Genomic DNA, 24,194 nt, shown 5'->3' with positions numbered 1-24,194 from the left:
CAAAATTGGCCAGAAACGATCATCGCGAGAAGGCTTTAAACCACGCGTTATATGCGACGTTTGGTATTAAGCAAGGAATGCCAATCCGAATCTGTGTTGAAGGGGTGAAACAGAAAGATGATTTGCCTGCTATTCAAGGCAAGATCGATCAGCAGCTTAACCTGAAGATAGCCCAGATACTTAAACAGCAGGGCTGCCCTGAGGAAGACGCTGTTCTGGTGGGGAATAACTGGGGAGTAGTTATCGATTTTTTTCCTGGTAATATTCCCAAGCGGAATGGCGGGGGACAGGCAAAGGTATCAGGTGTTGCGCACCTGAAAGAAGACTATGCAGTTGGTATTGAAAAGTTGGTTTCAGGCTGAGTGGCATAAGCCACCAGGGGCGAATCAATAAGATTGACACAAAAACGGGGCGGCTCAGCCGCCCCCTTGTTTTTACTTGCTTCCAAATAAGTTTTCTGCTACCATAGCGGGAGATTAAGATAATCTATTATGACAGGAATGTTAAAACCATCCACCAAAAACCAGGGTTTGCCTGAGGTCCATCCAGGAGATATTGTTCGGGTGCACCAGAAGATTAAAGAAGGCGGCAAGGAGCGGGTCCAGGTTTTTGAAGGTATTGTGATCAAAACTCATGGCAAAACTGGCTCCAATGCCAGCTTTACAGTACGCAAGATTACTTACGGCGTAGGAGTAGAAAGAACCTATCCGCTGCAATCTCCTAATATTGTGAAAATTGAATTCAAAAAAGGTTCCGAAGTCCACCGGGCCAAATTGTATTATCTGCGGAAGTTGTCTGGAAAATCTTTAAAGATGAAGGAAAAGAAAATCGATCAGGATATTTGGGAATTAGTGGCTAAAGTCGATGAACCAGAAGAACTTAGCAAAGAAGTCTTAGAAGAAGCCGTGCAAGCCGCCAAAGAAAAAGAAGAACAGGAAATTGAACCAACTGAAACAGTCGCGGATACTACAGAAGTTAGTAACGAACCAGTCGACACACCCCCAGCCGTATCCGAAAAAGGTGATACAGTAGAGGGGGAGGAAAGCGTTGGTGAAAAACAGGATTCCCAATCTTAAAGTCGAGAAAGCGCTCCAGCAGGAGGGGTTTTTAGCGATTGCGGGAGTTGATGAGGCGGGCCGAGGAGCGTGGGCGGGCCCAGTAGTAGCCGCCGCCGTAGTGCTGCCGTTTTTAAATCGTTATTATGGCATTAATGATTCTAAACTACTCTCTCCATTGCAGCGAGAAATTTTGTTACAGAAAATTTACCAACTAGCGGTAGATATTGGTATCGGCATCGCCGAGACCTCAGAAATAGACGAGATGGGCGTAGGGAGAGCAACGTATTTAGCTATGCGCCGAGCAGTGGAGAATTTATCCGTCCAGCCGCAGTATGTTTTAGTGGATGGTTTTAGGGTGGGTTTTGCGGAAGCGCCGTCCCAAGGCATTATTGATGGTGATCGCAAATCGGTTTCGATTGCCGCAGCTTCGATTGTGGCAAAAGTAGCCCGGGATCGGATGATGAAAGAAATCCACAAATCAGTTCCTGCGTATAATTTTCATATTAATAAAGGCTACGGAACTGCCATTCATCAATTGAAAATTAAAGAACACGGCATTTGCGAGTGGCATCGTAAAAGCTACCGTCCTATTAAAGAAGCCATTTCTATGCGGTCTAATTTAGAGATTAAGTGCTAAATTTGAGTTTAGGTAAGGCTGGAGAAACGGTTGCCGAAAAGTTTTTGCTGGCTAGTAATTTCCAGATTTTAGCTAAAAATTACAAATGTTACTTAGGTGAAATTGATCTTATTGCTACTCATCGCGGAGTTTTGTATTTTATCGAAGTGAAAACCCGTACCAGTATTAAGAGGGGTTGGCCGGCTGAGTCAGTGACACTACGCAAGCAAAACAAATTACGGCGACTGGCCTTATACTATCTATCTGCCGGGCATTACCGGGGGCCGGTCGCTTTTGGGGTAGTTGAGGTTCTCTACCAGACTTGGCGCCGACGCTATCAGGTTAATTTTATCCCTAATGCCTTCTAGTCTTGACATTTCTTGTCCCTAGTTTTAAACTGGGAGTATTCTGAAAGTGGGTGCGCCCACTTTTTTAAAACCTAAGGAGTATTATGGATTCACAATTTTTGTCAGCGATCAATCAAATCGCCGAAGAAAAAGGCATCAGTAAGGAAGTAATTTTAGATACCGTCGCCGCCGCAATCGCCGCCGCCTACCGGAAAGATTTTGGGCAAAAGGAGCAAATGATTGCGGCTACCATCGACCCCACTTCGGAAAAAGTGCGGCTATTTATTGTGCATAAAATTGTCGAAACAGTTGAAGAACCGATGCGGGAAATTTCTTTAGAAGACGCCCAGAAGGTTAATCCCGATGCGCAAATTGATGGCGAAATTCGGGAAGAAGTTTTTCCACCGGCCGAGTATGGTCGCGTTGCTGCCCAAACCGCTAAACAAGTTATTTTGCAACGTCTCCGGGAAGCTGAGCGTGATGTGATCTTCCAAGAATATAAATCCAAAGAAGGCCAGTTGATTACTGGCACAGTGCAGCGGATTGAAGGCGACGTGGTGATGATCGATATCGGCAAAGCCTCCGGCATTTTATTTCCTTCCGAGCAATCGCGCTCCGATCGGTATTATGTGGGTCAGCGTTTAAAGGTTTATGTGGTAGAAGCTCAGACGGGAGGAAAGGATCCCCAAGTCGTGCTCTCGCGAGCCCATCCTGATATGATTAAAAAATTGTTTGAAATGGAAGTGCCCGAAATTACCGCTGGCACCGTGGAGTTGAAAGCTATCGCCCGGGAAGCGGGAGTCAGGTCTAAAGTAGCGGTGATTTCTCACCAGGAATCTATCGATCCCGTAGGTTCGTTAGTCGGTCGGCGGGGAGTGCGGGTACAAGCGGTGATGGCAGAAATCGGCGATGAAAAAATTGATATTGTCTTATGGGATGCTGATCCTAAAGCCTTTATTGTCAATTCGCTGGCCCCGGCTAAAGTGCGGGAAGTAGAAATTAACGAATCACTCAAAGCGGCCAAGATCAAAGTAGATAGTGACCAGTTATCTTTAGCTATCGGCAAGGCTGGTCAGAATGTCAGGTTAGCTAGCCGCTTGACTGGTTATCAGATCGAAGTGGATAAAGAAGGGATGCCGCCGATTGGAGGTACCGAAACACCTCCGGCTGGCGATGAAGCGGTAACTGAGCCGGAAAATATCGCTATTCCTGAATCTGTACCCGAAGTTTCCGAAGAATCCGCTCCCACTGAGGAAAATAAATCAGAGTCCGGGGAAGCTGCCGCGTAGTTTCCGCAAACGGTGGTATAAATAGAATATGAATGGTTATAACTATTTAGATAAATTCACCACCAATGCTAAGAAAGTCCTCACTAACGCTCAAAAGGTAGCGCGGGATTTAGGGTCAGCTCATCTCGGTACCGAACATCTGCTACTCGCCATGCTTAATATTAAGAGCGGTACTGCTTTTGAGGTTTTAGGCAGTCTCGGAGTCAGTTGGGAAAAAGCCGATATGATAGTTAATCTCTCGCGCAAAGAAGAAGCAGTAGCTAAAATCGGTTTAACCCCGGGAGCGCGGCGGTTAGTGGAAACAGCGGTTTTGATTGCGGCTCAGTATGGTAGTTTCTATATTGGTACGGAACATCTGCTGTTGGCCATGATGCAGGATAGCAGCAGTGAGGCTTTTCAAGTAATTCAAAAATTAGGTACTAATCCAGCCGAAGTCTCTCGTTTGGCGGCAGATGCCATCCAGGCTAGTGCTGATGACCGGATGATGGGGACAGCCATGGGCGACGAGCCGAGAGTAGGACGGGCTCGCGGAGGGGCTAGCAAGTCCAGCACGCCCATTCTAGACACTTTTAGCATCGATCTCACCGGCATGGCTAAATCTGGCAAAGTTGATCCGATCGTGGGGCGAGATAAAGAAATCCAACGGGTGATTCAAATTTTAAACCGGCGGACTAAAAATAATCCAGTTCTGATCGGTGACCCGGGTATTGGCAAGACTGCCATTGTTGAAGGACTGGCAATTAAAATTATTAATAAAGAAGCGCCGGAGAATATTGCCGGTAAAAGAATTATGGTACTCAATCCTTCGGCGATGGTAGCCGGAACCAAATATCGCGGCGAATTTGAAGAAAGGATTAATCAAATCGTAGAAGAAGTGGGCAAGGCAAAAGACGTAATTCTATTTGTAGATGAATTGCACACGCTGGTAGGGGCGGGCAGTGCCGAAGGCAGTCTAGATGCCGCTAATATTTTAAAACCAGCCCTAGCCAGAGGCGACCTGCAAATGATCGGTGCGACTACTTTAGAAGAATACCGGAAACATATTGAAAAAGATGCTGCTTTGGAGCGCCGTTTCCAGCCTATTTTAGTCGGCGAACCCACCCCGCAAGAAACCATCGGGATTTTGATGGGGATTAAAGAAAAATATGAAACGTACCATAAAGTGATTATTCCCGTAGAAACTATCGAGGCGGCAGTGTCGCTCTCGGTGCGTTATATTAATGACCGCTTCTTGCCAGATAAAGCGATTGATCTAATTGATGAAGCTGCTTCGGCAGTGCGGATTTCGGCTGGCTTAGCGCAAGTAGGCACTACAGCAGAAAGAGTCCAGCTGGATAATATTATGAAAGAAAAAGAAGCATCGGTGGAAGGACAGGATTACGAAAAAGCGGCTAAACTGAGGGCCCAAGAACTGAGATTACAAAAAAAGATCTCTACTGCCCAAAAAGAATCGGCCGGCGGAGATCGATCACATTGGCCTAAAGTAACTCCCCATGAAATTGCCCAAGTCGTGTCATTATGGACCAATATCCCCGTGGGAGAATTAGCCAGTGAGGAAGTCAAAACCCTGACTAATTTAGAAGGAGCCTTGAAATCACGCATTGTCGGGCAGAATGAGGCGGTAGAAGCTGTTGCTTCTGCTATCCGCCGCTCTCGGGTGCAGATTGGCAATCCGGATCGACCGATGGGTTCTTTTATGTTCTTGGGTCCGACTGGCGTGGGTAAAACTGAGTTAGCTAAAGCCTTAGCCGAAGAGATCTTTAAGGATAAAAGCGCTTTGGTGCGCATTGATATGAGCGAGTTTATGGAAAAGCACAATGTGGCTCGTTTGATCGGGGCTCCGGCAGGATATGTGGGTTACGAAGAAGGGGGCCGGTTGACAGAAGCCATTCGGCGTAAGCCCTATGCTGTAGTGCTGTTGGATGAAGTAGAAAAAGCCCATCCCGATGTCATGAATATTTTATTGCAAATATTAGAAGATGGATTTCTCTCGGACGCTAAAGGTCGCCGCGTATCCTTTAAAAATACAGTAGTAATCATGACCTCTAATGTCGGGACTGGCCTAATGAATCGCCAAGCGGTGATCGGATTTGGACAAGCGAATAAGCAATCCACGGAAGACTATGATAATTTACGCGAACAAGTGATGGGAGATCTCAAAAAAACTTTTCGGCCTGAGTTTTTGAACCGAGTTGATAAAATTGTAGTATTCCATGCTCTCGCTAAAGAAGATATCCAAAGAATTGTCGACCTGCAATTAAATCAATTAATGCAACGATTAGCTGCGCAGAAAATTACTTTGGATGTAACTGCAGCTGCTCGTCAGTTTATTGCTGATCAGGGCTTTGACCCGGATAGTGGAGCGCGGCCAGTGCGGCGAGTTATTCAAAATATGATTGAAGATCAGTTGGCAGAAGGCATTTTAAGTGATAACTTTAAAAAAGGTGCTAAAGTTAAAGTTGATGTTAAATCAGGCAAGCTAATCTTAAGCAGCGCCCGAGCCAAGGCCGTTAAATAATTTAGTTCTTTAGACAATTTATCCAGGGATTTATCTTTAATTATTTTTATAAAACCATGTTGTTAGGACAAATTTTTGGGGGCGTTGTTTTAGTGCTAGTAGCCATTTATCTGGTGTTTGTCCGGAAGTCGATTGAGATGAAATCGGCGGATTTTGCTATCGTGATCGTGGGAGTAATTCTAGGCCTGTCTATTGGCACCTTAGTGTCTTTACCGCTTGGGCGACTCCGGGATCCCTTCGGGCAATGGCTGCCATTAATTATTAATGTGTTTAGTGCAGCGGTAGTCACAACCTATTTTTACAATCAAAGAAACTCGATCATAAGATTCTTAACGCACTTGTTTTCGGTGCTGGCTACGGTGGCCAAGCGGGAAGTGGTTAGTCCGACAGCCACGGAAGATATTTTAGTCGATACTTCAGTGATCGTGGACGGACGTATTTTAGAAATCGTGCGCACCGGATTTTTGATCGGCCGCCTTTTGGTTCCGCGGTTTGTGTTGAACGAACTGCAATCCATTGCCGATTCTCCGGATGAGCTCAGACGCAGCCGGGGCCGCCGGGGTCTAGATATTTTAAGCGAATTGCGCAAAGAGAAAGGTATTATAGTGGCGGTAATAGATGATGATTTTCCTACTGAGCTCGATGTGGACGCTAAAATTGTGCGCTTAGCTAAAAAGCGCCGAGCTCGGTTGATGACGGTGGATTATAATCTTAATCGAGTGGCGCAAATCCAAAACATTTTAGTTTTGAATGTAAATGAACTCAACAATGTACTGCGGCCAGTGGTGTTGCCCGGCGAAGAACTGACGATTAAATTGGTACAGGAAGGGAAAGATCGCAACCAAGGCGTCGGGTATTTAGGCGATGGTACTATGGTAGTAGTGGAGAATGGCTATCGTTCCATTGGCAAAGAAGTTAAGGCGATGGTAACGCGAGTTTTTCAAACCGTGGCTGGTAAAATGATTTTTGCGACCATCACTAATGGCGATAATCCAGTTCAGCCGGTAGTCGTGGGGACAAATGCACAGGAAAATTCTTAATGCTAAATGGTTTGCTCGCCCCGCTCTGCAAGTCGCCCCGGATTTAGTGGGTAAAGTTTTGGTTAGGAAATTTCCCCAGGGAATAGAGCGCTATCGCATTACCGAAGTAGAAGCTTATTGCGGCGTGCAAGATTTAGCTTGCCATGCGGCTAAAGGGCGGACACGGCGCACAGAAGTAATGTTTGGGCCAGCCGGACGCATTTACGTTTATTTAATTTATGGCATGTACCATTGTCTTAATTTAGTTACAGCGGGAAAAGGAGAAGCCGAAGCGGTACTGATTCGTTCAGTCGAGCCGTTATCCTCTACCTTACAAAAACCTATCGGGCCAGGTCGACTTTGTCGCGAATTAAATATTGGCAGTGAGTTTAATTGTCACAGACTAAATCGAATTAGTGGTTTATGGGTCGAAGATGATGGCTATATAGTGAAACCGGAACAAATGGGACAATCAGCGCGTCGGGGAATAACTTACGCTAAAGACTATGCCAGCAAACCGTGGCGGTTTTATCTGAAAACCTCAAAGTTTGTCTCATGATTCTGTCTTGACGAAGAGAGATATTTATGATATAATAAATAAATATCATAATATCCTCAGGAATGCTCCAACAAATATCAAAAATAAAAATTTTTATCTGGGAACTCCTAGAAAAAGAACTTATTGCCGTCCTGGCGATTTGTTTTGTTTCATTAAGTATGTGGCTGGTCAATGCGGCTAGTGATACTACTGATATGTCCTTTGTTATTTTGGATGCTGGCACGCTGACAGTTGCAGATCCTAATGGCGGCGAGAATTGGCAGGTTGATTCTTCCCAACACATTATCTGGACTAGCACCGGGAGCGTGTCCAATGTGAAAATTGAGCTACAAAGAACTGTAGCAGGGGCTTGGGAAACCTTGACGGCTTCCACAACTAATGATGGAGATTATCCGTGGCTAGTTACTGAGCCGGCTACTACCACAGCCACAGTGCGGATTAGTAGTGTCACGGTTCCGGCTATTACGGATAGTAGTGACGCTGTATTCACTGTCTCAGCTGTTCCAGCGGGGTCGAGCTCGCCTGGCGGTTATCTGCCAACTTACCCGATGATCGACAGTGTTAGTCCGATGAGTTTTTATTATGGATCTGCTACCGAATTAGTTATTCGTGGATTGGGGTTTGAAAATCAGGCTTGGGTTACGCTTAATCAAATTGTTTTCCCAGTTGAAAAACCACACACCCGAGATCTCATGACACTGAATCTTTTACCTAACACATTAGCTGTCGGAACTTATCGGTTGTGTGCATACAACGCACTTATTCAATCCGATTGCTACTCACATTTGATTACTGTCACAGATAAAACCCAAATCACACCACCTACCACGGGTGGGGTGAATGAGGAATATATCGCTGATTTAGTTAATCAATCTCCTGCGCTCACGTTGAAATATAAAGAAACGGCAGTACTTTGGGTAGAATTTAAAAATACCGGTACGGCCACCTGGTATCAGGATGGTGAAAACCCGGTTCGATTAGGCACGGACGCCAAGCGAGATCGCCGGAGCAGTTTTTATCATTCGTCTTGGCTGAAATATAATCGACCAGTGTTAGTCAACCGGGTGGTTAAACCGGGAGAGATCGGCCGATTTGAATTTACCATTCAAGCGCCCTGGACAGCCAAAATCTATACTGAAGCTTTTCGTCCTGTAGCAGAATGGAAAACTTGGATGAAAGGAAACAATCAAGTTGAATGGACGCTGACAGTTAAAAAACAAAGTTTTTGGCAAAAGATCTTCTCCAAACCAACTACCCCAGTTGTAATTAAACCGACAGTACCTTCAACAGGTGGAAAAGTCGAGTTGCCATTCCAGCCTAAAGAGGCGCTGTTATTTACAGATAATATTGAAAGAATTTATCAGAAAGTTACTCAGACTCTGACAAGTATTTTCTCTAAACTCCGCCAATAATTAGACATTGAATCGGAAGAGCATGACATCGCCATCTTGGACGATGTATTCTTTGCCTTCTTGGCGGGCTTTTCCAGCCTCGCCAGCGCCCTTCCAGCCACCGTACTGGACAAAGTCAGCGTAGCTGATAGTTTCGGCCCGGATGAAGCCTTTTTCAAAATCGGTATGAATTACCCCGGCGGCCTGGGGCGCTTTGGCGCCCAAGCGGATCGTCCAGGCTCGGGCCTCTTTGGGTCCAGCCGTAAAAAAGGTAATTAAATTAAGTAATTTATAGCCAGCGCGAATGACTTTGTTTAATCCGGGTTCGTCCATACCCAATTCTTTCAGTAATAAATCCTGATCTTCCATGCACATCTGCGAAAGTTCGGACTCGGCTTTAGCATTAAGGGCAATAATTTCGGGGAAAACATCCTCAACCTGCTGTTTGAGTTTTTCGATTAAGTCCGGTTGTTTTAGTTGTTCTTCGTCCACATTAGCCACATATAAAATTGGTTTACTAGTGAGTAAGCAGAGTTCTCGGAGCCAAATTTTTTCTTCATCATTGGCCGCAAAAGTTCTCGCCGGTTGTCCCGCATCGATATGTGATTTGATCTTACGCAAAAATTCTACTCGGGGCTGTAGTTTAATATCGGTTTTAGCTTCTTTGGTTTCTCGCCCAACGCGTTTTTCCAGAGCCTGCATATCCGCGATCAGAAGTTCCGTATTGATAGTCGAGATGTCTTCTTTAGGGTCTACGGCACCGCTGACATGAATCACATTGGTGTCATTAAATAGGCGCACCACTTCAATAATGGCGTCGCATTCTCGGACATGGCCCAAAAATTGATTGCCCAGGCCCTGACCTTCACTGGCACCTTTGACTAATCCGGCAATATCCACAAATTCTACGGCCGTGGGAACGCTTTTTTCAGAATTTTCTAATTTGGCCAGTACGTCTAGTCGGGAATCGGGAACAGGCACGGTACCGACATTAGGTTCAATCGTACAAAACGGAAAATTGCTCGCTGCCGCCTGGGCCTTGCCCATCAAGGCGTTAAACAGCGTCGATTTTCCAACATTGGGTAACCCGACAATACCGATTGATAATCCCATAACTTATTTTTTATCCGTCATTCTGGCAAACGAAGTGCGTCCAGAATCTTATATTAATTTATACGATCCCCGACGAGGCGAGCCTGCCTACCGGTAGGCAGGGATGACGACACAAGGAATATGTCGTCAATTAACCCGTTCGATGTAGCTGCCATCGCGGGTATCTACTAAAATCGTATCACCCTCTTTCACAAACATAGGTACTTTGATATGCATACCCGTTTCCAGGGTAGCGTTTTTAGAAGGATTAGTGACAGTGTCGCCCTTAACGGCTGGATCGGCCTGAATAATTTTAAATTTCATTTTCAGCGGCAATTGGATGCTAATTGGGTTACCGTTAAAATAAACCAATTCCACTTCCCGGCCTTCTGCTAGATAATTGGCATTATGACCAATTACGTCTTGGCTCAGGTTAAACTGCTCAAAGGTGATGCTGTCCATAAAAGTAAAGTTCCCACCGTCTTTATAAAGATATTGGGCTTTACTGCGAGTGATATCGGCTTCGTTGAACTTTTCACTCCTGAATGTCCGTTCGACATTAGCGCCAGTCAGTAAGTTTTTTAGAGTTGTGCGTAAAATTGCACCGCCCCGGCCCATTTTAGTGTGCTGATACCGCACTACTTCCATAGGGGCGCCTTCTAATTCGATAATGACACCAGTTTTAAGATCAGTGATGTCTAACATTGATTTAGTGGATGGTGTAAGGCATTAAAGCCAGATGCCGGGCCCGTTTTAGGGCTGTTGCCACCATGCGTTGATGCTTGGCACAATTGCCGCTCCGGCGACGCGGTTCAATCTTCATATACCGCGACAAATATTTGGATAGAGTTTTGACATTTTTATAATCGATATAATCGATCTTTTCATGACAAAAATGACAATATTTTTTGACTGTCGTAGTGTAGCGGGGGAAAGTTGCTGGTTTTTTCTTGAATGATTTAAAAGCCATATTTATTAATTATTATTTAATTTATTGTTCGAACGAAGTGAGAACTATAGTTCTCGGCATCTGCCTCGAACAGTAATTTTTTAAAACGGTATATCTTCGATATCAATTTCCTCGGCGGGAGCGGCGGTGGCGCCCACTGCCATCGGCTGAGGCACTGATCCAGCTGGTTCTACCGGGGATTCAGCTGCTGGCATAACTGTTGCTGGAGTGGTTATTTCTGGCATAGTTGTAGCTTCAGTAGTGCCGTTCATGTTAATTCCTTGCGGTTTATCTAAAACGATTAAGTCGCTCGCGATTACCTCGGTCTTATATCTTTTGACACCATCTTGGCCTTCCCAGTTCCGGGTTTGCAATCTACCTTCCACATACATTCTGCGGCCTTTTTTGAGGATTTGTCCGGCGATTTCCGCCAGTTTGCCCCAAGCTACAATATCGGTATATTCCACCGCTTTCTGGAGTTCACCGGCATTATCGTTCCAGCTTCTATTGGTGGCGATCGAAATAGCCGCCACGCTTTGTCCGGACGGAATGGTCCGGATTTCCGGATCGCGGACGACATTACCAATCAGCATTACTTTATTTAGATCACGCATTTCCTTAAAAGTTATTCACTATAACTTTTGTTTCAGATCCTTCGACTCCGTCCAGAAAGGACTCCGCTCAGGATGACAGAAAGAGTGTCATTCCGAGCTTGTCGAGGAATCTCTATTCTTCTTTTAATAATTCGTCTAATTTCTTATCTAATTCTTCTCTCCGCTTGGCCGCTTCATCGGCAGTCTCTTCTACCACAGGCTCAGCAATATCTACCACCTCTTTTATGTCATCATTCTGGCCTGCCTGCCGGTAGGCAGGGGAGCTTTCCTCTGGGGCGACTCCAGAATCTTTGGTTCCTGGAATATCCGCAACTATCGCCGGCGTTATCCTGCCTCTACTCGCTCTAGTCTGATGTGGCCGGCTCGGTTCCATTTTTTCTTTGGCTATCGTCGCGATCAAAACCGCTTCTTTCTCAGGTGTAAATAATTGCTCTGCCGTGATTCCTTCTTTTTCCAATGAGATAATCAAATGCCGAATGATTTCCGGGGTTAGTCTAATATCTTTATCGATTTCGGCAATAGCCTCTTTAGGGGAGTCGAAAATCAAGGTCTGATAATACCCAAACTCGGCTTTACCGATGGGATAAGCCAAGCGCTTTTTCCCCCAAGTATGTTCCTGTTGAGCCGAACCTCCCTTAGAGGCAATAGAGATTTTGACCTTGTCGACAATCTTTTGGACATCGAACTCTGATAGGTCAGGGGAGATAACCACAGCTAATTCATAGACATTATTTTCTTCCATAAGCAAAAAATTTCCTTTCCCATGGGGAATCCCCCTGAGCATGGTCGAAGGGGAGAAAAGGTTAAGTTATAAAGTAATCCGAGTGTAGGGCATTTTGCCCTTCCCGTCAACCCTATGTAGTTTCCTATGATTTTTTGTCATTCCGGACTTGATCCGGAATCTAGGCCTTTTTCTTCCCGTCATCCTGAACTTGTTTCAGGATCTCCAGAAATCATTTTTTCTGTTACCTTTCTAGAAAGGTAACACCAAAGTCCCAGCTCGTTCGTCGGGATTATTCATTGGCCAAATCCTCTTACCGCTTTAGGTCGAAACTCGGCCGATAGCACATCGGCCTCAAACATCTCCCCGCGCCAAGGATTTGGCTCAATTCAGAACATCCCTCCTCCAATGGCTGGCTTGGGCGTCATTCTGGGGAGCTTACAAAGCGACTCCAGAATCGTATACTAACTCCTGCTACAATAATAAGGTAATTGGTGTTATATTGGTGCACATTGGTTAAATTGGCAATTGGTTAATTGCGCCGAGAGGCGTTTAGTGGAGAGGTCGCATAGTGGCCTAGTGCACTCGCTTGGAAAGCGGGCATACCGCAAGGTATCGCGGGTTCAAATCCCGCCCTCTCCGCCACTCGACTCGCTTAACTATAAAGTTAAGCTCGCTCGTGGTCTACGACCAGAGCGGACAGTCGAGTGCCTCGAGCGTAGCCGAGAGGCGTTTACCAGCTGGAATAAACTAATAATTAAGAAATATGAAATACCAAGAAAGAATGGGGGAAAACAATATGGATAATGAAGAAGAGCGCGAGACTTTGGAAAAAATAATAGCTTTAGCTCAGCGCAATGATTCCGAGGGTTGGAAAGAGATAGATGCCACTTTGCCAGAAATTGCCGATAGCCCCGCGGTAGTGGAATGGGCCAAGGATAATTTAGATAATGAAGATTCTGGATTGCGCGATTTGGCCGCCAGCACTTTAGAATTAACCAATCAGGAATTAGAAGATTCCGATATAGAGAATCTACTTAACTTAATGCAGAAAACTGATGAAGAGAATCCTTACCCTAGATTCCGAGCTGCTTGTGCTTTAGCTCAGCGCAGTTCTGATGAACGGATTATCTCTCTATTAGACAAAATCCAATCTACACTAACCGAATTTACTGAAAATGAAGGTGTGGCCGATATAGCTAAAGGATATTTACAGAAAACGAAAAATACCTCAAGTCAGTCAGAGTAGATGGTAGAAGAAATTCATAACTGTGGCAGTATCCAAACTAAACCGCCTTCATTTTTCTTTCAACCAGGGGTCGGGGTTGGCAGTAAGGTTCTTATCCTAGGTGAATCGCTAGCTCGGAATGGTTGGGTTAATTCTGGAAAAGCTTTCTATACTCCGGAAGGTAAGTTGGTGCCTACGGGCAAACGACTGAACGAAGAGTTAGCTGGTCTTAATCTCACTCTTGAGAGATGTGCTTTTACAGAAATAGCCAAGTGTTATATAGGAAATAATCGTAAAATACTAAAATCTTGTGGTCTTCGTTCGGGAGATCATCTTTTGTCTCAGGTAAGCACATATCCAATAAAAATTATCTTTTCCTTAGGAGTAATTACCAAAGATATATTAGAAGAAGTTTTTGGCGTTAAACTGGTGATAGGGGAGATCAACCCGGTTGTTTATCAATATAAAAAACTGTTTATATTACCGCTCTGGCATCCATCCCCGGCGAGCCCACATGGACATAATAAAAACTTGGAAATCATTCTTAATAAAAGAAATAAGATAAAACGAATTCTATTATGATTAAAAGATTTCACTCCAACTTGTTTTTTGTCAGTAATCTCGAGCAAACCGCGCAATTTTATACGCAGCTAGGTTTTGATATACAAAAATCAGAAGATCAATTGAAGATAAAACTGGGCGATTTCACTTTAGTGTTCATTGATGAGAATAAAACTCCCATTCGGAACGAATCGGGGCTGCAACCAAAAGGACTAGGTATATATACCTATATAGAAGTTGATGATGCGGATAAATACTTTGAAACCATTCAGAGTAATGGTATTGTTCCCAGGACCGAGCCGAAAACCTGGCCTTGGGGCAAACGCGAGTTTGTCGTAAAAGATCCGGATGGATACAAGCTAGTTTTTTATTCACCGATAAGATCATAAGAACTAAAAGTCTGAATTGGCACGATTGGGCTCTATTGTTAGATTCAGGATCCGGCGATATAAAAGGGCCGAATTCTTAGAGTATAAAGAACAAGCTCGGGCATTGGTGTCGGAGCGACTAGCTCATTTTAACCGACAGTATCAATTTCCGATTAAGCGGGTTAGTATTCGGAACCAGCGCAGCCGTTGGGGGAGCTGTTCTAAAAAAGGCAATCTCAATTTTAATTATCGAGTGGTCTTATTACCCCTAGAAGTAGCGGATTATATTGTTGTGCACGAATTGTGCCATTTAGGGGAGTTTAATCACTCAAAAAAATTCTGGGAATTAGTCGCCAAAACCATCCCAGATCATAAGCAGATCAGAAAAGAGCTTCGAGGTAGGGTAATGTAATGAAGAATCAATCCAAGATTAAATCGAATCGCAATCCATATATTTCTTATCTGCGGGGATTAGCGATTTTGGCTATTATCACGATTCATTTAGTAGATTGGTCGGGGGCTGAACTTAGTTCGTTTGGCAAGGCCGGCCAGGAGTGGCTTTATTTGGGGTTGATATTTTTTGTAGCTCTAGCTGGGAGTGTAGTGTTTATTGCCTATGCTCGCAACACAAATTCTCCCCAGGTAGGCTGGCGGTTAGTAGGGCATGGATTAAAACTAATCGGTATTTATTATGCGTATAATTTAATAAAATTGTGGGTGTTTAATTTTGACACCGAACCATTCTATTGGCAGTTTAGTGAAAAAGGCTGGCTGGATCTTGGGCATGTTTTGACTTTAAAATCATTTACCGTTCCCATCAGTATTCTTTTGACTATCGGAGCTTATTTAATTATTTCTCCGCTATTTATTTATCTGGTTCAACGGGTCAAGTATTCAAGAATTACTATTGCCATCACCTTGTTATTAGTAGTGTTGCTGAATTACGGAGTGACTTGGCCGCATAACATGTTCACAGATTTTTTGTGGGCACGAAGCAATATTATGTTTCCCTTGGCGCTTTGGCTGATACCGTATTTGGCTGGTTTTTATCTAGCTATGTGGGGATTTGAAAAGTATGCCGGTAAATTATTCATCGGACTGGCCGGATTAGCTACGCTGATTTATTTAGTTTGGCAAACCGGTCCTAGCCCGTGGTCATTTAATTGGCACATCTATCCGCTTAACTTGTATGCTATTGTCGCTGGTTTTGCAGTCATGCTTGGGCTGGTCTGGCTACTAAAAATCATTAAACTAATCAAATCATCAATAGTTAAATGGATTCTGGGGGTATTGCAAGTGTTAGGAGATGCTTCGTTGTTTATTTATGTAGCACATTGGGTAGTGATTGATCTAACTTATTGGTTATTACCCTGCGATCATATGTTGATCTGGACAACGGTGCCTCTTGCCGTAATTGTCTGGCTGTTTGGTAGAATAAAAAGGTTGGATAGAAATAGTTATTAATTAGGGAGGAAATATGGCGATTGTAAAGAAGAAAATGTGGCCGGGATATCTCGAAGATATAGCCTCCGGCAAGAAAAAGTATGATTGGCGTCTGAATGATTTTGAGGTTAATGAAGGCGACACATTAGTATTAGAAGAATGGGATCCGGCTACCAAACAATACACCGGGAGAAATGTCGAGAAAAAAGTGACTTATGTGGGCAAGCTTGATCTTAAAAATTCTTTTTGGCCCACCGAAGAAATCCTAGATAAAGGTATTCAGATAATTTCTTTGGAGTAAGAGAGGATTAAATAAAGTTTGTGATCAACGGCTCACCTGTGAGCCGTTGAATCCCACAGGGTATAATGGTGGGTGATGGACCAGCTGGACGAAATCAAAGCCAAAGTAGATATTGTCGAGTTTATTGGGCAGTATCTACCCCTGAAAAAAGCCGGACGCAACTTCCGGACGGTTTGCCCATTCCATGGGGACAAAGACCCCTCGCTGATCGTGAGCCCAGATAAGCAGATCTGGCACTGTTTTGGTTGTGGGGCGGGCGGCGACATCTTTGGGTTCTTGATGAAAAAGGAGGGGTTAGAATTCACAGAAGCTTTAGGAGAGCTCGCCGAGCGTGCCGGAGTAGAATTAAAAACCCGACCGCGGGATTGGGGGGTCAAAAGCAAGTTGCTCGCTATCAACGAGCTATCGGCTAAGTTTTTTGAGAAATATATGGCAGATACGGTGGCGGGGCGGCAAGCAATGAATTACTTGATTAATCGCGGGGTGGCCCCGGAAACTATTACCAAATTTCGGTTAGGTTATGCCCCTGCTGGCTGGGATTTCTTGTTTAAATTTTTACGGCGCAAAGAATTCACCCCGGAAGAAATTGAAAAAGCTGGACTGATCGTCAATCGCAACGGTAAACAATACGATAAATTTCGTCATCGCTTGATGTTCCCCATCACAGATGTTGGTGGGAGAGTGGTGGGGTTTACTGGCCGGGTTTTGGATAATAACGATCAGCCTAAATATCTAAATTCACCCGAAACCCCCATATTTAACAAAGGCAGAATTTTATATGGCCTGTCAGTGACTAAAGAAAGTATCCAAGAAAAGAAAACAGTTGTATTAGTGGAAGGACAAATGGATGCCCTATCTTCGTACCAAGCTGGCGTGACCAATGTAGTAGCCTCATCGGGCACGGCACTTACTCTCGAGCAACTGGATATTTTGCGCCGACACGCCGAAACTTTGATTTTAGCCTTAGACGCCGATGGAGCGGGCAGTGAAGCCACCAAGCGGGTAATTGAATTGGCTTCGGCAAAGGATTTAGAAATCAAAATAGCTGTTTTAGAAGGATTCAAAGATCCGGATGAATGTGCTAAAGCTGATCCGGCCAAATGGCGAGCGACCGTCGCGGCAGCGATCCCGATCGTTGATTTTTATATCAGTTATGCTACTAAAAAATATGGCACTACTTCCGTTAACGATAAAAAGAAAGTTGTCGCCGAAGTGCTGCCAGCGATCAATTTATTAGGCAGTCCGGTCGAAAAAGATCAGTATGTCAAAAAACTTTCCGAAACGTTAGGTATCAGTCAAACCAATTTGTACGAGGCGTTGAAAAATCTAGAAGTTAAGCGTAAGCCGAATAAGATCGGCTTGCCTAAAGGAGAAATTAAGCCGGCAGACAGAACGGATTGGCTGGAAAAGCGGATTTTGGGCATACTAACTTTTAGGCCAAATTATTGGGAAAAAGTCCAGAGTGAGCTGAATAATCTGAAATGGCCCCACCCTTTTACAGAAAAAGTTTACGCGGAACTAAAAAATTGCTATACTGGGAGAGAATTTTCTCTTGACGGTCTGCTGGCCAAACTGGACTATCAGGAAAAGGTGGATCTCCTAGAAACTCTCATGACGACAGAGGAGTATTATGCCGATATGCCAGAGAAGGATGTGGAACAAGAGTTGAAATTTTACATTAATCTACTGAAGCAACGCCAAACCAAACTGACCCTGGCAGAACTCAATCGCCAGATTATTGTAGCCGAGCAGATGGGTGATGCAGTTAAGTTGCAAGAATTTTTAGAGGAATTCAACCGACAATTTTAATTATTTTATTTTTATATGGCGAAGAAACAATCAGCCAAGAAGTCTGCTTCGGCAAAAGCTAAGCAGAGAAAAACCACTATGCCTTCAAGAAAGAAGGCTAAATTTGCCAAAAAGGCAACTAAGCCGGTGAAAAAAACGGCTCATAAATTGAAGAAAGCGGTGAAGGCCCCGCACCGCGCAAAACCAGCGGCCAAAAAAGCAGCCAAGAAACCTGTCAAAGCAGTAATTAAACCAAAAAAGAAAATAAAAAAAATCGAAGAACTAGTTATTCCAGTCGTAGAACAACAGGAGCCGGAATTACAACTGGAAGACGAGATAGAAGAAGTTCAAAGTTTTAAGGATAAACTAAAAAAGTACAATTTTCCGCCAGAGATCGAATATTTATTACTGAAAGCGCAAGACCAAAATTTTGTTACGCAGCAGGAATTAAATCAAGCAGTTCCTGATGCCGAAAATAACATCGAGCTACTGGATAAGCTGTACGAATCCTTCTTAGATTTAGGGATAGAAGTGGTAGATTTGCGCGAGGATCTGATTTGGCAATCCGGAGCTTCGGATGTAGAAACTAAGAAAGTCCGCAAGAGTAAAAAACCGGTCAAAAAAGGATTGAGCGAAGAAGAATCCACCGAAGCGATTGGCGAAGATTCGGTGCGGATGTATTTGAAGGAAATTGGGCAGATCGCCTTATTGAAGAAGCCGGAAGAAGTGGCTTTAGCTAAACGGGTGGCAGCTGGCGACACGATGGCTGCCAAAGCCTTAGCCGAAGCCAACTTGCGGTTAGTTGTAAGTATTGCTAAGAAATATATCGGCCGGGGATTGTCGCTCCTGGATTTAATCCAGGAAGGCAATATCGGTTTGATGAAAGCGGTAGATAAATTCGACTACAAACGCGGGTTTAAATTCTCTACTTATGCGACCTGGTGGATTAAACAGGCCATTACCCGGGCGATCGCAGACCAAGCCCGCACTATCCGGATTCCGGTGCATATGGTCGAAACGATGAATCGCTTGGCACGCACTCAGCGGCAGATGGTGCAAGAGTTGGGTCGGCCGCCTTCACCTGAGGAAATTGCCAACGAAATGGGGATTGAATTAGAAAAGGTTAACCACATCCTTAAAATTTCACAGGAAACCGTGTCGTTAGAGAAATCTGTCGGTGATGAAGACGATAGCCTGCTGGGCGATTTTATCAAAGATGAAGATAGTTTAACGCCAGATGAACAATCCGCCCAAGATTTATTGAAGTCAGATATAGGTAGTGTGTTGCATCTACTTACCCCGCGGGAACAGAAAATATTAAAGATGCGCTTTGGCTTAGACGGGGAGTGGGCACATACTTTAGAAGAAGTCGGGCATGAATTTGGAGTAACGCGCGAGCGCATTCGCCAGATCGAAGCCAAAGCCCTCGCGAAACTCAAAAAATCTAAAGATTCTAAGAAATTAAAGGATTATCTCGAATAGGTTAGAATATATAGGTAAGTAATTTGACAATCCGGGGTAGCTCAGCGGTAGAGCAGTTGACTGTGATCATAAAACGCAGCCTTTGGTGGAAACGCCAAAGTGAACATCTTGGGATAACGGTGAAGACTAAGTCGTGAGATATGTTAACACCGTGGGAACCTCAATTTAAAATTGAGGGCGCCGTAGAGACTAGATACCGAGATGCCTAAACCTCTCCAAATGAGGCATGGTAAAGATATAGTCCACGCCATAATGAAAATTATGGATTTGTGTAATCAATTGGTCGTGGGTTCGAATCCCTCCCCCGGAGCCAAATAAAAACGAATCAAATGACCGAGGTGCCTATCTTGGTTGATTTGACTATTAGACTGATTATTAGGCCATATATGAGATATTTTCATATCCCCTTGCCATTGTCTCATTTGTGCCTGTAGAGACCGTCATATGGACTAATTCTGTTTAATGAGGTAAGTTTGGGTTAAGCAGAAGTAGTTCTGCATGATCTTTGACCTCAAATTCATGAAAAAGGAGGGCCAATGATGCCCAATAATGAGGACATTAAGCGCTACAAACTCTGCGGTGTTAAAGGCTGTTGCCCCACCGTGGAAGTCAACAAGCGCGAAGGCAACGTGAAGATCACTGACGATGATGGCAACCAGGTCAAGTTGACCAAGGAGCAGTTGCTCGAAGCGGCCGAAAAGGTAAGAGAGTAACCGACCGCAATTCGCTTTTGCGTACAGTGAGACCACATGTAGCCCCCGTTTGGACACGGGGGCTTTTTCTTCAGAAAGAAGGGATAATTATGGATCAGTTTTTCCAGGAATCTCGATTTCTTTGTCATTTGGAGCAGGATGGAATATCAGCACTTTTCCATCAATTACATCCGGAGCCTGTGTATTTGCCAACCACAGTTTGGAATGCCATGGATGGCAGGTTGCCGGGTAATCTCTGCTTGAATGATCTAGTCGTTGAACTATGCGAGAAAAAGATGTTGATAGCATCATCGGAGATCGACCAGCAAGAGTTGGAAGTTGCCCAGAAATGGGCAATCCAGCTCTTAGATCGGCCAACCATCCTGTATTTAATGTTGGCACAGAACTGTAACTTTGCCTGCGGATATTGTCCGATCCCCAAATTGGCAAAACAATACGGTGACAGTAAATTGTCTTGGGACGATGCAGTTGCCGGGATCCAATTATGGGAGAAACATATCGAGGACTTTTCAGGTGAAGACAGTGAGCCCTTCTTTCTAGTTTTCTACGGAGGAGAACCTCTATTGAACCGCCCAGTGTTCGAGAAGGTTTTGCCTTTTGTGGAAGCAGAGAAGGCTCTGGGAAGGCTACCCCAGAATTTGGAGCTAATGTTATGTACTAATGGCATATTGATCGATGAGGAGCTAGTCAAGCTGTTAGCGGACCATAAGGTTATGGTAGCAGTCGGCATTGACGGTCCTTCTGCAATCAATAACAAATCAAGGCGGACCTCTGCCGGGGAACCAACTTTTGCCGGAATTGCCCAGGCAATCAAAATCCTGACGGCTAACCGAGTAAAGGTTGTAGCATCGGTGATCATTAATGCAGAGAATATCGCCATCCTGGACGAGTATCCGAAATTCTTGCAAGATCTAGGCGTGTCCAAGTTTGGCTTTAATTTACTGAAAGGGAATGCTTTGTTAGAGTCTCCGTTAGCGATCGATCCGGACAGTTATTACCTAGCCGCTGCTCAGGGTGTCCTTTCCGGCTGGAATGATGCACATCAAACCGATGGCGATGATTTTTTTGAGTATCAGCTGGAGAAAAAACTGACGGCCTTGCGCCAAGCACTACCTTTTAGCATTGATTGCACTTGTTATGGCAGCCAGTTGGTAATTCAGCCTGATGGCCAAGTAACTAATTGTCCATTTCTTCGGTGTGATCAGGGACATGTTAGCGAACTGCCTGCTTCTTTCAGAATTGCTGACACTAAAACAGTGAAAGCTTGGAGGCAGCGTGTTCCTCTCATTAGTGATCGTAAAATCCTTGGCAAGAATTACGGCATGTTGGATGGTGGAGGATGTGCATGGGGAACACACGAGCTATTAGGCAGTGTTACTGCTACAGATGCAGGAAATACTGTCTTTACCCAGGAGATTACACATGGACTCATCTGGAGAATTCTTGAGCCAAACCGGCGATGCCAACTTCTCAACGGGCAAATCCCTTTCTGGAGTTATCGGTATCATCGGAGGATCGGGCCTATGTAGTCTGCCGGGGTTTAATATCCAAAAAGAAGTGGATGTAGACACGCCATATGGAAAACCTTCGTCTGCAATTAGTGTGGGCGATTGTAATGGCAGTCGAATTGCTTTTTTACCTCGGCATGGCAAAGACCACACCATCCTACCGCATAAAGTGCCCTATAAGGCCAACTTATTCGCGTTAAAATCCGTCGGCGCGAACCATGTTATTGCGACTTGTGTGGTGGGTAGTCTGCAGGAAAGTATAGCTCCAGGTACACTGGTGATCCTAGACCAGTTCATCAACTTTACCTGGGGGCGTGATGATACCTCGACGGTGGACTCTGAAGTTGTTCATCTTGGCATGAGTGCTCCTTATTGCTCTCACCTGAGCGGGATAATGGAGCGGGAGCTGGAGTTGAGCGGAATACCCCATCGGATTGGCGGAACAGTGGTTGTTATCCAAGGGCCACGGTTTTCTACCGTGGCGGAAAGCAAGATGTTCATGCTGTGGGGAGGGCATGTAGTCAATATGACTCAGTACCCAGAATGTTATTTTGCTCACGAGCTCGGAATTTGCTATGGCGCAGTCGCATCAGTAACTGATTACGATGTAGGAGTGCCTAGCAGTCTATCAATGCAACCTGGCAATATGGAGAAGGTTTTAGCCATCTTCCAGAGCAACACTGTCAATACACTAAAACTGATTTCCCGGCTGGCGGGGCATGCTACGGAACTGGTGACTTGTAACTGTGCGGGTACCAGAATAGCGGAGTATTACAAAGCTCGAAGTTGACCCAGTTAAATTTGAACCTGAATCTCCCCACAATCTGGGGAGATTTCCGTATGTGTTTATTCATGGACAAAGCTACCAGGTTGTGCTACCCTCAATTGTAAGAATGGGAACATTCTGTCCCCAGGGGGAAATGGGGCTTTGACAAATTTTTCTTAGTTCCATGAGAAAATAATAAAAAAGGAGCGAAATCATGGAAGTCAAGATTGAACGAATTGGCAAAACCTACGAGACCGTTACGGTCATCAATGATATTTCGTTTTCGTTGGAAAAAGGTCAGAAGGTAGGGCTAGTTGGTGGTAATGGCACGGGTAAATCAACTCTCCTGCAAATCATTGCGGGGTTAGTTGAGCCTGATGCCGGCACTGTCACTTTGCGCAAGGGCCTAACTATTGGCTATATGCCGCAGGACACCAGCCTGATGACCGACGAAACCATTGGTGACTATTTACGTAGAGTAACGGGTATTGGGGATCTGGAAGCCCAGCTTGAAACATCTCCAGAAGCAGTTGAAGAATACGAGAGCCGAGGAGGTTATTCTTTCGACTATCGAATGCAAATAACCCTAGCGGGATTCGGTTTGAGCGGTGTTGACAATGATCGATCGATTAACACATTGTCATCCGGTCAGAAAAGCAAGGTATTGATGGCCGGTGTGCTATTGTCCGATGCGGATTTACTGCTATTAGACGAGCCGACCAACAACCTTGATCTCTCAGCTTTGATTTGGCTCGAAGATTTTTTGATGCGATCACCAGCAGCTTGTTTGGTGGTTTCTCATGACCGCACGTTTCTTGATCGAGTGGTTAGAAAGATTTTCGAAATTGACTGGCATACTCGTTCGCTCAATGTTACTAATGGTCGATATTCCGACTATTTGGAACGGAGAGAAAAGGAACGCAGAAAACAGGCAGCTGATTATGAGGCACAACAAGAGGAAACTCAACGGCTGGTTGGGGCAGCTAAGTCTAAACGGGCTCAAGCGGCCAAAGGTGCCAACTTTCGCGGCTCCGCTAGCGACAAGTTTCTGCAAGGGTTTAAACGGGATCGGGCGGCCGGCTCTAGTCGAGCTGCAAAGGCAATCGAAAAGCGCATTGAGCAGATGGAGAAAGTTGAAAAACCGCTCGAGCGAGAATTGTTTCGCATCAATATCAGACCATTAAAACCCGGAGGATCCAAGGACATAGTATTGCAAGGTGTGGTTGCCGGATATGCCCAAAGCGGTTTTCAAATCGGGCCCATATCTGCTATTTTTCCTTACGGTAGCCGAGTGGTGATTCTTGGTTTGAATGGATCAGGCAAGTCCACTCTCCTCAAAACAATTGGGGGGGAGTTGTCGCCCCTAGCGGGGGAGGTGAGAGTCGGCAATGCGCTGATTATAGGCAATTTAATGCAAGAACATGACAATCTTCCTCGTGAGACAACCCTTTCTGATCTGTTAACGCAAAAAGGTCATTTGCCAGTTCCTGATGCATATGCTTTAGCTGTTCATTACGGTTTTAGTCCTGAAGAAATTGGCAAGACTGTGAGTAACCTTTCTCCCGGCGGGAGATCACGGTTGCTATTGGCGTTATTCTCTGCTTTATCGGTGAATACTTTGCTTCTTGATGAGCCGACTAATCATCTGGACATAGAAGCACTAGAAGCACTGGAAGAAGCAGTTACTCACTATGAAGGTACGATTGTGTTGGTGTCACACGATCGATATTTTCTCCAGAAGTTCAATCCCACTGACACCTATGTTCTTTCTGACGGTAAGCTCGACCGTCAACAAAACTACGAAGCATATTTGGCTGACGCTGAGCGGGAAGCTAAGCGACTGATCAATATGCTTTAAAGTAA

General features: G+C 44.8%; 25 protein-coding genes, 1 tRNA gene and 1 pseudogene. 22 read left to right on the top strand and 5 right to left on the bottom strand.

All coding sequences use genetic code 11. The features are described from left to right. Positions 1 to 5: 5 nt before the first annotated feature. From WC805_02220 to WC805_02180, 9 genes and pseudogenes are all read left to right on the top strand, one after another. Positions 6 to 362 (top strand): hypothetical protein, encoded by a 357-nt coding sequence (locus WC805_02220; protein ID MFA5967307.1) that lies wholly within the window; start codon positions 6 to 8, stop codon positions 360 to 362. Positions 363 to 491: 129 nt separating this feature from the next. Then, positions 492 to 827 (top strand): annotated as a pseudogene (gene rplS, locus WC805_02215) (50S ribosomal protein L19). A gap of 223 nt (positions 828 to 1,050) precedes the next feature. Continuing rightward, positions 1,051 to 1,695, top strand: coding sequence for a ribonuclease HII (locus WC805_02210; GenBank protein ID MFA5967306.1), 645 nt, complete (start codon positions 1,051 to 1,053; stop codon positions 1,693 to 1,695). A gap of 2 nt (positions 1,696 to 1,697) precedes the next feature. Then, entirely contained in the window at positions 1,698 to 2,042 is a 345-nt protein-coding gene (locus WC805_02205; GenBank protein ID MFA5967305.1) for a YraN family protein, read from the top strand. A gap of 83 nt (positions 2,043 to 2,125) precedes the next feature. Then, a complete protein-coding gene (nusA, locus tag WC805_02200; GenBank protein MFA5967304.1) occupies positions 2,126 to 3,310 on the top strand; it encodes a transcription termination factor NusA in 1,185 nt (394 codons plus the stop codon). A 28-nt stretch (positions 3,311 to 3,338) separates the two neighbouring features. Then, positions 3,339 to 5,828, top strand: a complete 2,490-nt coding sequence (locus WC805_02195) for an ATP-dependent Clp protease ATP-binding subunit (protein ID MFA5967303.1) — start codon at positions 3,339 to 3,341, stop codon at positions 5,826 to 5,828. Positions 5,829 to 5,884: 56 nt separating this feature from the next. Further along, on the top strand, positions 5,885 to 6,868 hold the full coding sequence (locus WC805_02190; protein MFA5967302.1) for a PIN domain-containing protein: 984 nt from the start codon (positions 5,885 to 5,887) through the stop codon (positions 6,866 to 6,868). Further along, entirely contained in the window at positions 6,849 to 7,406 is a 558-nt protein-coding gene (locus tag WC805_02185) for a DNA-3-methyladenine glycosylase (protein MFA5967301.1), read from the top strand. Before WC805_02190 ends, WC805_02185 begins: the two co-directional genes overlap by 20 nt. A gap of 62 nt (positions 7,407 to 7,468) precedes the next feature. Further along, complete coding sequence (locus WC805_02180) at positions 7,469 to 8,818, top strand: hypothetical protein (GenBank protein MFA5967300.1); 1,350 nt, start codon at positions 7,469 to 7,471, stop codon at positions 8,816 to 8,818. Here WC805_02180 and ychF read toward each other — a convergent pair whose 3' ends face one another. The 5 genes from ychF to rpsF all read right to left on the bottom strand — a co-directional run bounded on the left by ychF (position 8,819) and on the right by rpsF (position 12,194). Beyond that, positions 8,819 to 9,910, bottom strand: a complete 1,092-nt coding sequence (gene ychF / locus WC805_02175; protein MFA5967299.1) for a redox-regulated ATPase YchF — start codon at positions 9,908 to 9,910, stop codon at positions 8,819 to 8,821. It abuts the gene before it with no gap. Positions 9,911 to 10,036: 126 nt separating this feature from the next. Further along, positions 10,037 to 10,594 carry an elongation factor P gene (gene efp, locus WC805_02170; protein MFA5967298.1) on the bottom strand — a complete coding sequence of 186 codons (558 nt, stop codon included), beginning with the start codon at positions 10,592 to 10,594 and terminating at the stop codon, positions 10,037 to 10,039. 4 nt (positions 10,595 to 10,598) lie between these two features. Continuing rightward, the gene (gene rpsR, locus WC805_02165; protein MFA5967297.1) at positions 10,599 to 10,859 is read right to left on the bottom strand and encodes a 30S ribosomal protein S18; all 261 of its coding nucleotides are present in this window, start codon (positions 10,857 to 10,859) and stop codon (positions 10,599 to 10,601) included. An 80-nt stretch (positions 10,860 to 10,939) separates the two neighbouring features. Next, on the bottom strand, positions 10,940 to 11,452 hold the full coding sequence (locus WC805_02160; protein ID MFA5967296.1) for a single-stranded DNA-binding protein: 513 nt from the start codon (positions 11,450 to 11,452) through the stop codon (positions 10,940 to 10,942). Between the two features lie 112 nt (positions 11,453 to 11,564). Continuing rightward, the gene (gene rpsF, locus WC805_02155; protein ID MFA5967295.1) at positions 11,565 to 12,194 is read right to left on the bottom strand and encodes a 30S ribosomal protein S6; all 630 of its coding nucleotides are present in this window, start codon (positions 12,192 to 12,194) and stop codon (positions 11,565 to 11,567) included. A gap of 536 nt (positions 12,195 to 12,730) precedes the next feature. On the opposite strand from rpsF, the gene WC805_02150 reads away from it, so the two are divergent. The 13 genes from WC805_02150 to WC805_02090 all read left to right on the top strand — a co-directional run bounded on the left by WC805_02150 (position 12,731) and on the right by WC805_02090 (position 24,189). After that, positions 12,731 to 12,818 (top strand) — tRNA-Ser (locus WC805_02150). 121 nt (positions 12,819 to 12,939) lie between these two features. Beyond that, on the top strand, positions 12,940 to 13,422 hold the full coding sequence (locus WC805_02145; protein ID MFA5967294.1) for a hypothetical protein: 483 nt from the start codon (positions 12,940 to 12,942) through the stop codon (positions 13,420 to 13,422). Continuing rightward, entirely contained in the window at positions 13,423 to 13,983 is a 561-nt protein-coding gene (locus WC805_02140; protein ID MFA5967293.1) for a uracil-DNA glycosylase family protein, read from the top strand. After that, entirely contained in the window at positions 13,980 to 14,351 is a 372-nt protein-coding gene (locus WC805_02135) for a VOC family protein (GenBank protein MFA5967292.1), read from the top strand. Before WC805_02140 ends, WC805_02135 begins: the two co-directional genes overlap by 4 nt. 16 nt (positions 14,352 to 14,367) lie before the next feature. Next, the gene (locus tag WC805_02130; GenBank protein MFA5967291.1) at positions 14,368 to 14,742 is read left to right on the top strand and encodes a M48 family metallopeptidase; all 375 of its coding nucleotides are present in this window, start codon (positions 14,368 to 14,370) and stop codon (positions 14,740 to 14,742) included. After that, entirely contained in the window at positions 14,742 to 15,794 is a 1,053-nt protein-coding gene (locus tag WC805_02125) for an acyltransferase family protein (GenBank protein MFA5967290.1), read from the top strand. The genes WC805_02130 and WC805_02125 overlap by 1 nt, the downstream gene beginning before the upstream one ends. Positions 15,795 to 15,807: 13 nt before the next feature. Continuing rightward, positions 15,808 to 16,074 carry a DUF3850 domain-containing protein gene (locus WC805_02120; GenBank protein MFA5967289.1) on the top strand — a complete coding sequence of 89 codons (267 nt, stop codon included), beginning with the start codon at positions 15,808 to 15,810 and terminating at the stop codon, positions 16,072 to 16,074. Between the two features lie 75 nt (positions 16,075 to 16,149). Then, a complete protein-coding gene (dnaG, locus tag WC805_02115; protein ID MFA5967288.1) occupies positions 16,150 to 17,883 on the top strand; it encodes a DNA primase in 1,734 nt (577 codons plus the stop codon). 15 nt (positions 17,884 to 17,898) lie between these two features. Next, the gene (gene rpoD, locus WC805_02110) at positions 17,899 to 19,344 is read left to right on the top strand and encodes an RNA polymerase sigma factor RpoD (GenBank protein ID MFA5967287.1); all 1,446 of its coding nucleotides are present in this window, start codon (positions 17,899 to 17,901) and stop codon (positions 19,342 to 19,344) included. Between the two features lie 536 nt (positions 19,345 to 19,880). Continuing rightward, positions 19,881 to 20,057, top strand: a complete 177-nt coding sequence (locus WC805_02105) for a hypothetical protein (GenBank protein ID MFA5967286.1) — start codon at positions 19,881 to 19,883, stop codon at positions 20,055 to 20,057. An 89-nt stretch (positions 20,058 to 20,146) separates the two neighbouring features. Beyond that, positions 20,147 to 21,586, top strand: coding sequence for a radical SAM protein (locus WC805_02100; protein MFA5967285.1), 1,440 nt, complete (start codon positions 20,147 to 20,149; stop codon positions 21,584 to 21,586). Further along, positions 21,480 to 22,355 (top strand): MTAP family purine nucleoside phosphorylase, encoded by an 876-nt coding sequence (locus WC805_02095; protein ID MFA5967284.1) that lies wholly within the window; start codon positions 21,480 to 21,482, stop codon positions 22,353 to 22,355. The genes WC805_02100 and WC805_02095 overlap by 107 nt, the downstream gene beginning before the upstream one ends. A gap of 190 nt (positions 22,356 to 22,545) precedes the next feature. Then, on the top strand, positions 22,546 to 24,189 hold the full coding sequence (locus tag WC805_02090) for an ABC-F family ATP-binding cassette domain-containing protein (protein MFA5967283.1): 1,644 nt from the start codon (positions 22,546 to 22,548) through the stop codon (positions 24,187 to 24,189). The last annotated feature ends 5 nt before the right edge of the window (positions 24,190 to 24,194 follow it).

The organism is Patescibacteria group bacterium, from assembly GCA_041659905.1.
Taxonomy (GTDB): Bacteria; Patescibacteriota; Kazan-3B-28; order Kazan-3B-28; family UBA10110; genus UBA10110.
Note: the sequence above shows the minus strand (reverse complement) of the source record. Positions and strands in the feature narration are given on the sequence as shown.

Excerpts from the sequence above, each read along its gene's own strand:
- WC805_02105 (MFA5967286.1), top strand. The coding sequence starts at position 19,881 with ATGATGCCCAATAATGAGGACATTAAGCGCTACAAACTCTGCGGTGTT.
- WC805_02190 (MFA5967302.1), top strand. The coding sequence starts at position 5,885 with ATGTTGTTAGGACAAATTTTTGGGGGCGTTGTTTTAGTGCTAGTAGCC.
- WC805_02140 (MFA5967293.1), top strand. The coding sequence starts at position 13,423 with ATGGTAGAAGAAATTCATAACTGTGGCAGTATCCAAACTAAACCGCCT.
- WC805_02145 (MFA5967294.1), top strand. The coding sequence starts at position 12,940 with ATGAAATACCAAGAAAGAATGGGGGAAAACAATATGGATAATGAAGAA.
- WC805_02090 (MFA5967283.1), top strand. The coding sequence starts at position 22,546 with ATGGAAGTCAAGATTGAACGAATTGGCAAAACCTACGAGACCGTTACG.
- WC805_02100 (MFA5967285.1), top strand. The coding sequence starts at position 20,147 with ATGGATCAGTTTTTCCAGGAATCTCGATTTCTTTGTCATTTGGAGCAG.
- WC805_02125 (MFA5967290.1), top strand. The coding sequence starts at position 14,742 with ATGAAGAATCAATCCAAGATTAAATCGAATCGCAATCCATATATTTCT.
- WC805_02195 (MFA5967303.1), top strand. The coding sequence starts at position 3,339 with ATGAATGGTTATAACTATTTAGATAAATTCACCACCAATGCTAAGAAA.
- rpoD (MFA5967287.1), top strand. The coding sequence starts at position 17,899 with ATGGCGAAGAAACAATCAGCCAAGAAGTCTGCTTCGGCAAAAGCTAAG.
- nusA (MFA5967304.1), top strand. The coding sequence starts at position 2,126 with ATGGATTCACAATTTTTGTCAGCGATCAATCAAATCGCCGAAGAAAAA.
- WC805_02135 (MFA5967292.1), top strand. The coding sequence starts at position 13,980 with ATGATTAAAAGATTTCACTCCAACTTGTTTTTTGTCAGTAATCTCGAG.
- WC805_02120 (MFA5967289.1), top strand. The coding sequence starts at position 15,808 with ATGGCGATTGTAAAGAAGAAAATGTGGCCGGGATATCTCGAAGATATA.
- ychF (MFA5967299.1), bottom strand. The coding sequence starts at position 9,910 with ATGGGATTATCAATCGGTATTGTCGGGTTACCCAATGTTGGAAAATCG.
- WC805_02180 (MFA5967300.1), top strand. The coding sequence starts at position 7,469 with ATGCTCCAACAAATATCAAAAATAAAAATTTTTATCTGGGAACTCCTA.
- WC805_02095 (MFA5967284.1), top strand. The coding sequence starts at position 21,480 with ATGGACTCATCTGGAGAATTCTTGAGCCAAACCGGCGATGCCAACTTC.
- rpsF (MFA5967295.1), bottom strand. The coding sequence starts at position 12,194 with ATGGAAGAAAATAATGTCTATGAATTAGCTGTGGTTATCTCCCCTGAC.
- efp (MFA5967298.1), bottom strand. The coding sequence starts at position 10,594 with ATGTTAGACATCACTGATCTTAAAACTGGTGTCATTATCGAATTAGAA.
- WC805_02160 (MFA5967296.1), bottom strand. The coding sequence starts at position 11,452 with ATGCGTGATCTAAATAAAGTAATGCTGATTGGTAATGTCGTCCGCGAT.
- dnaG (MFA5967288.1), top strand. The coding sequence starts at position 16,150 with ATGGACCAGCTGGACGAAATCAAAGCCAAAGTAGATATTGTCGAGTTT.
- WC805_02185 (MFA5967301.1), top strand. The coding sequence starts at position 6,849 with ATGCACAGGAAAATTCTTAATGCTAAATGGTTTGCTCGCCCCGCTCTG.
- rpsR (MFA5967297.1), bottom strand. The coding sequence starts at position 10,859 with ATGGCTTTTAAATCATTCAAGAAAAAACCAGCAACTTTCCCCCGCTAC.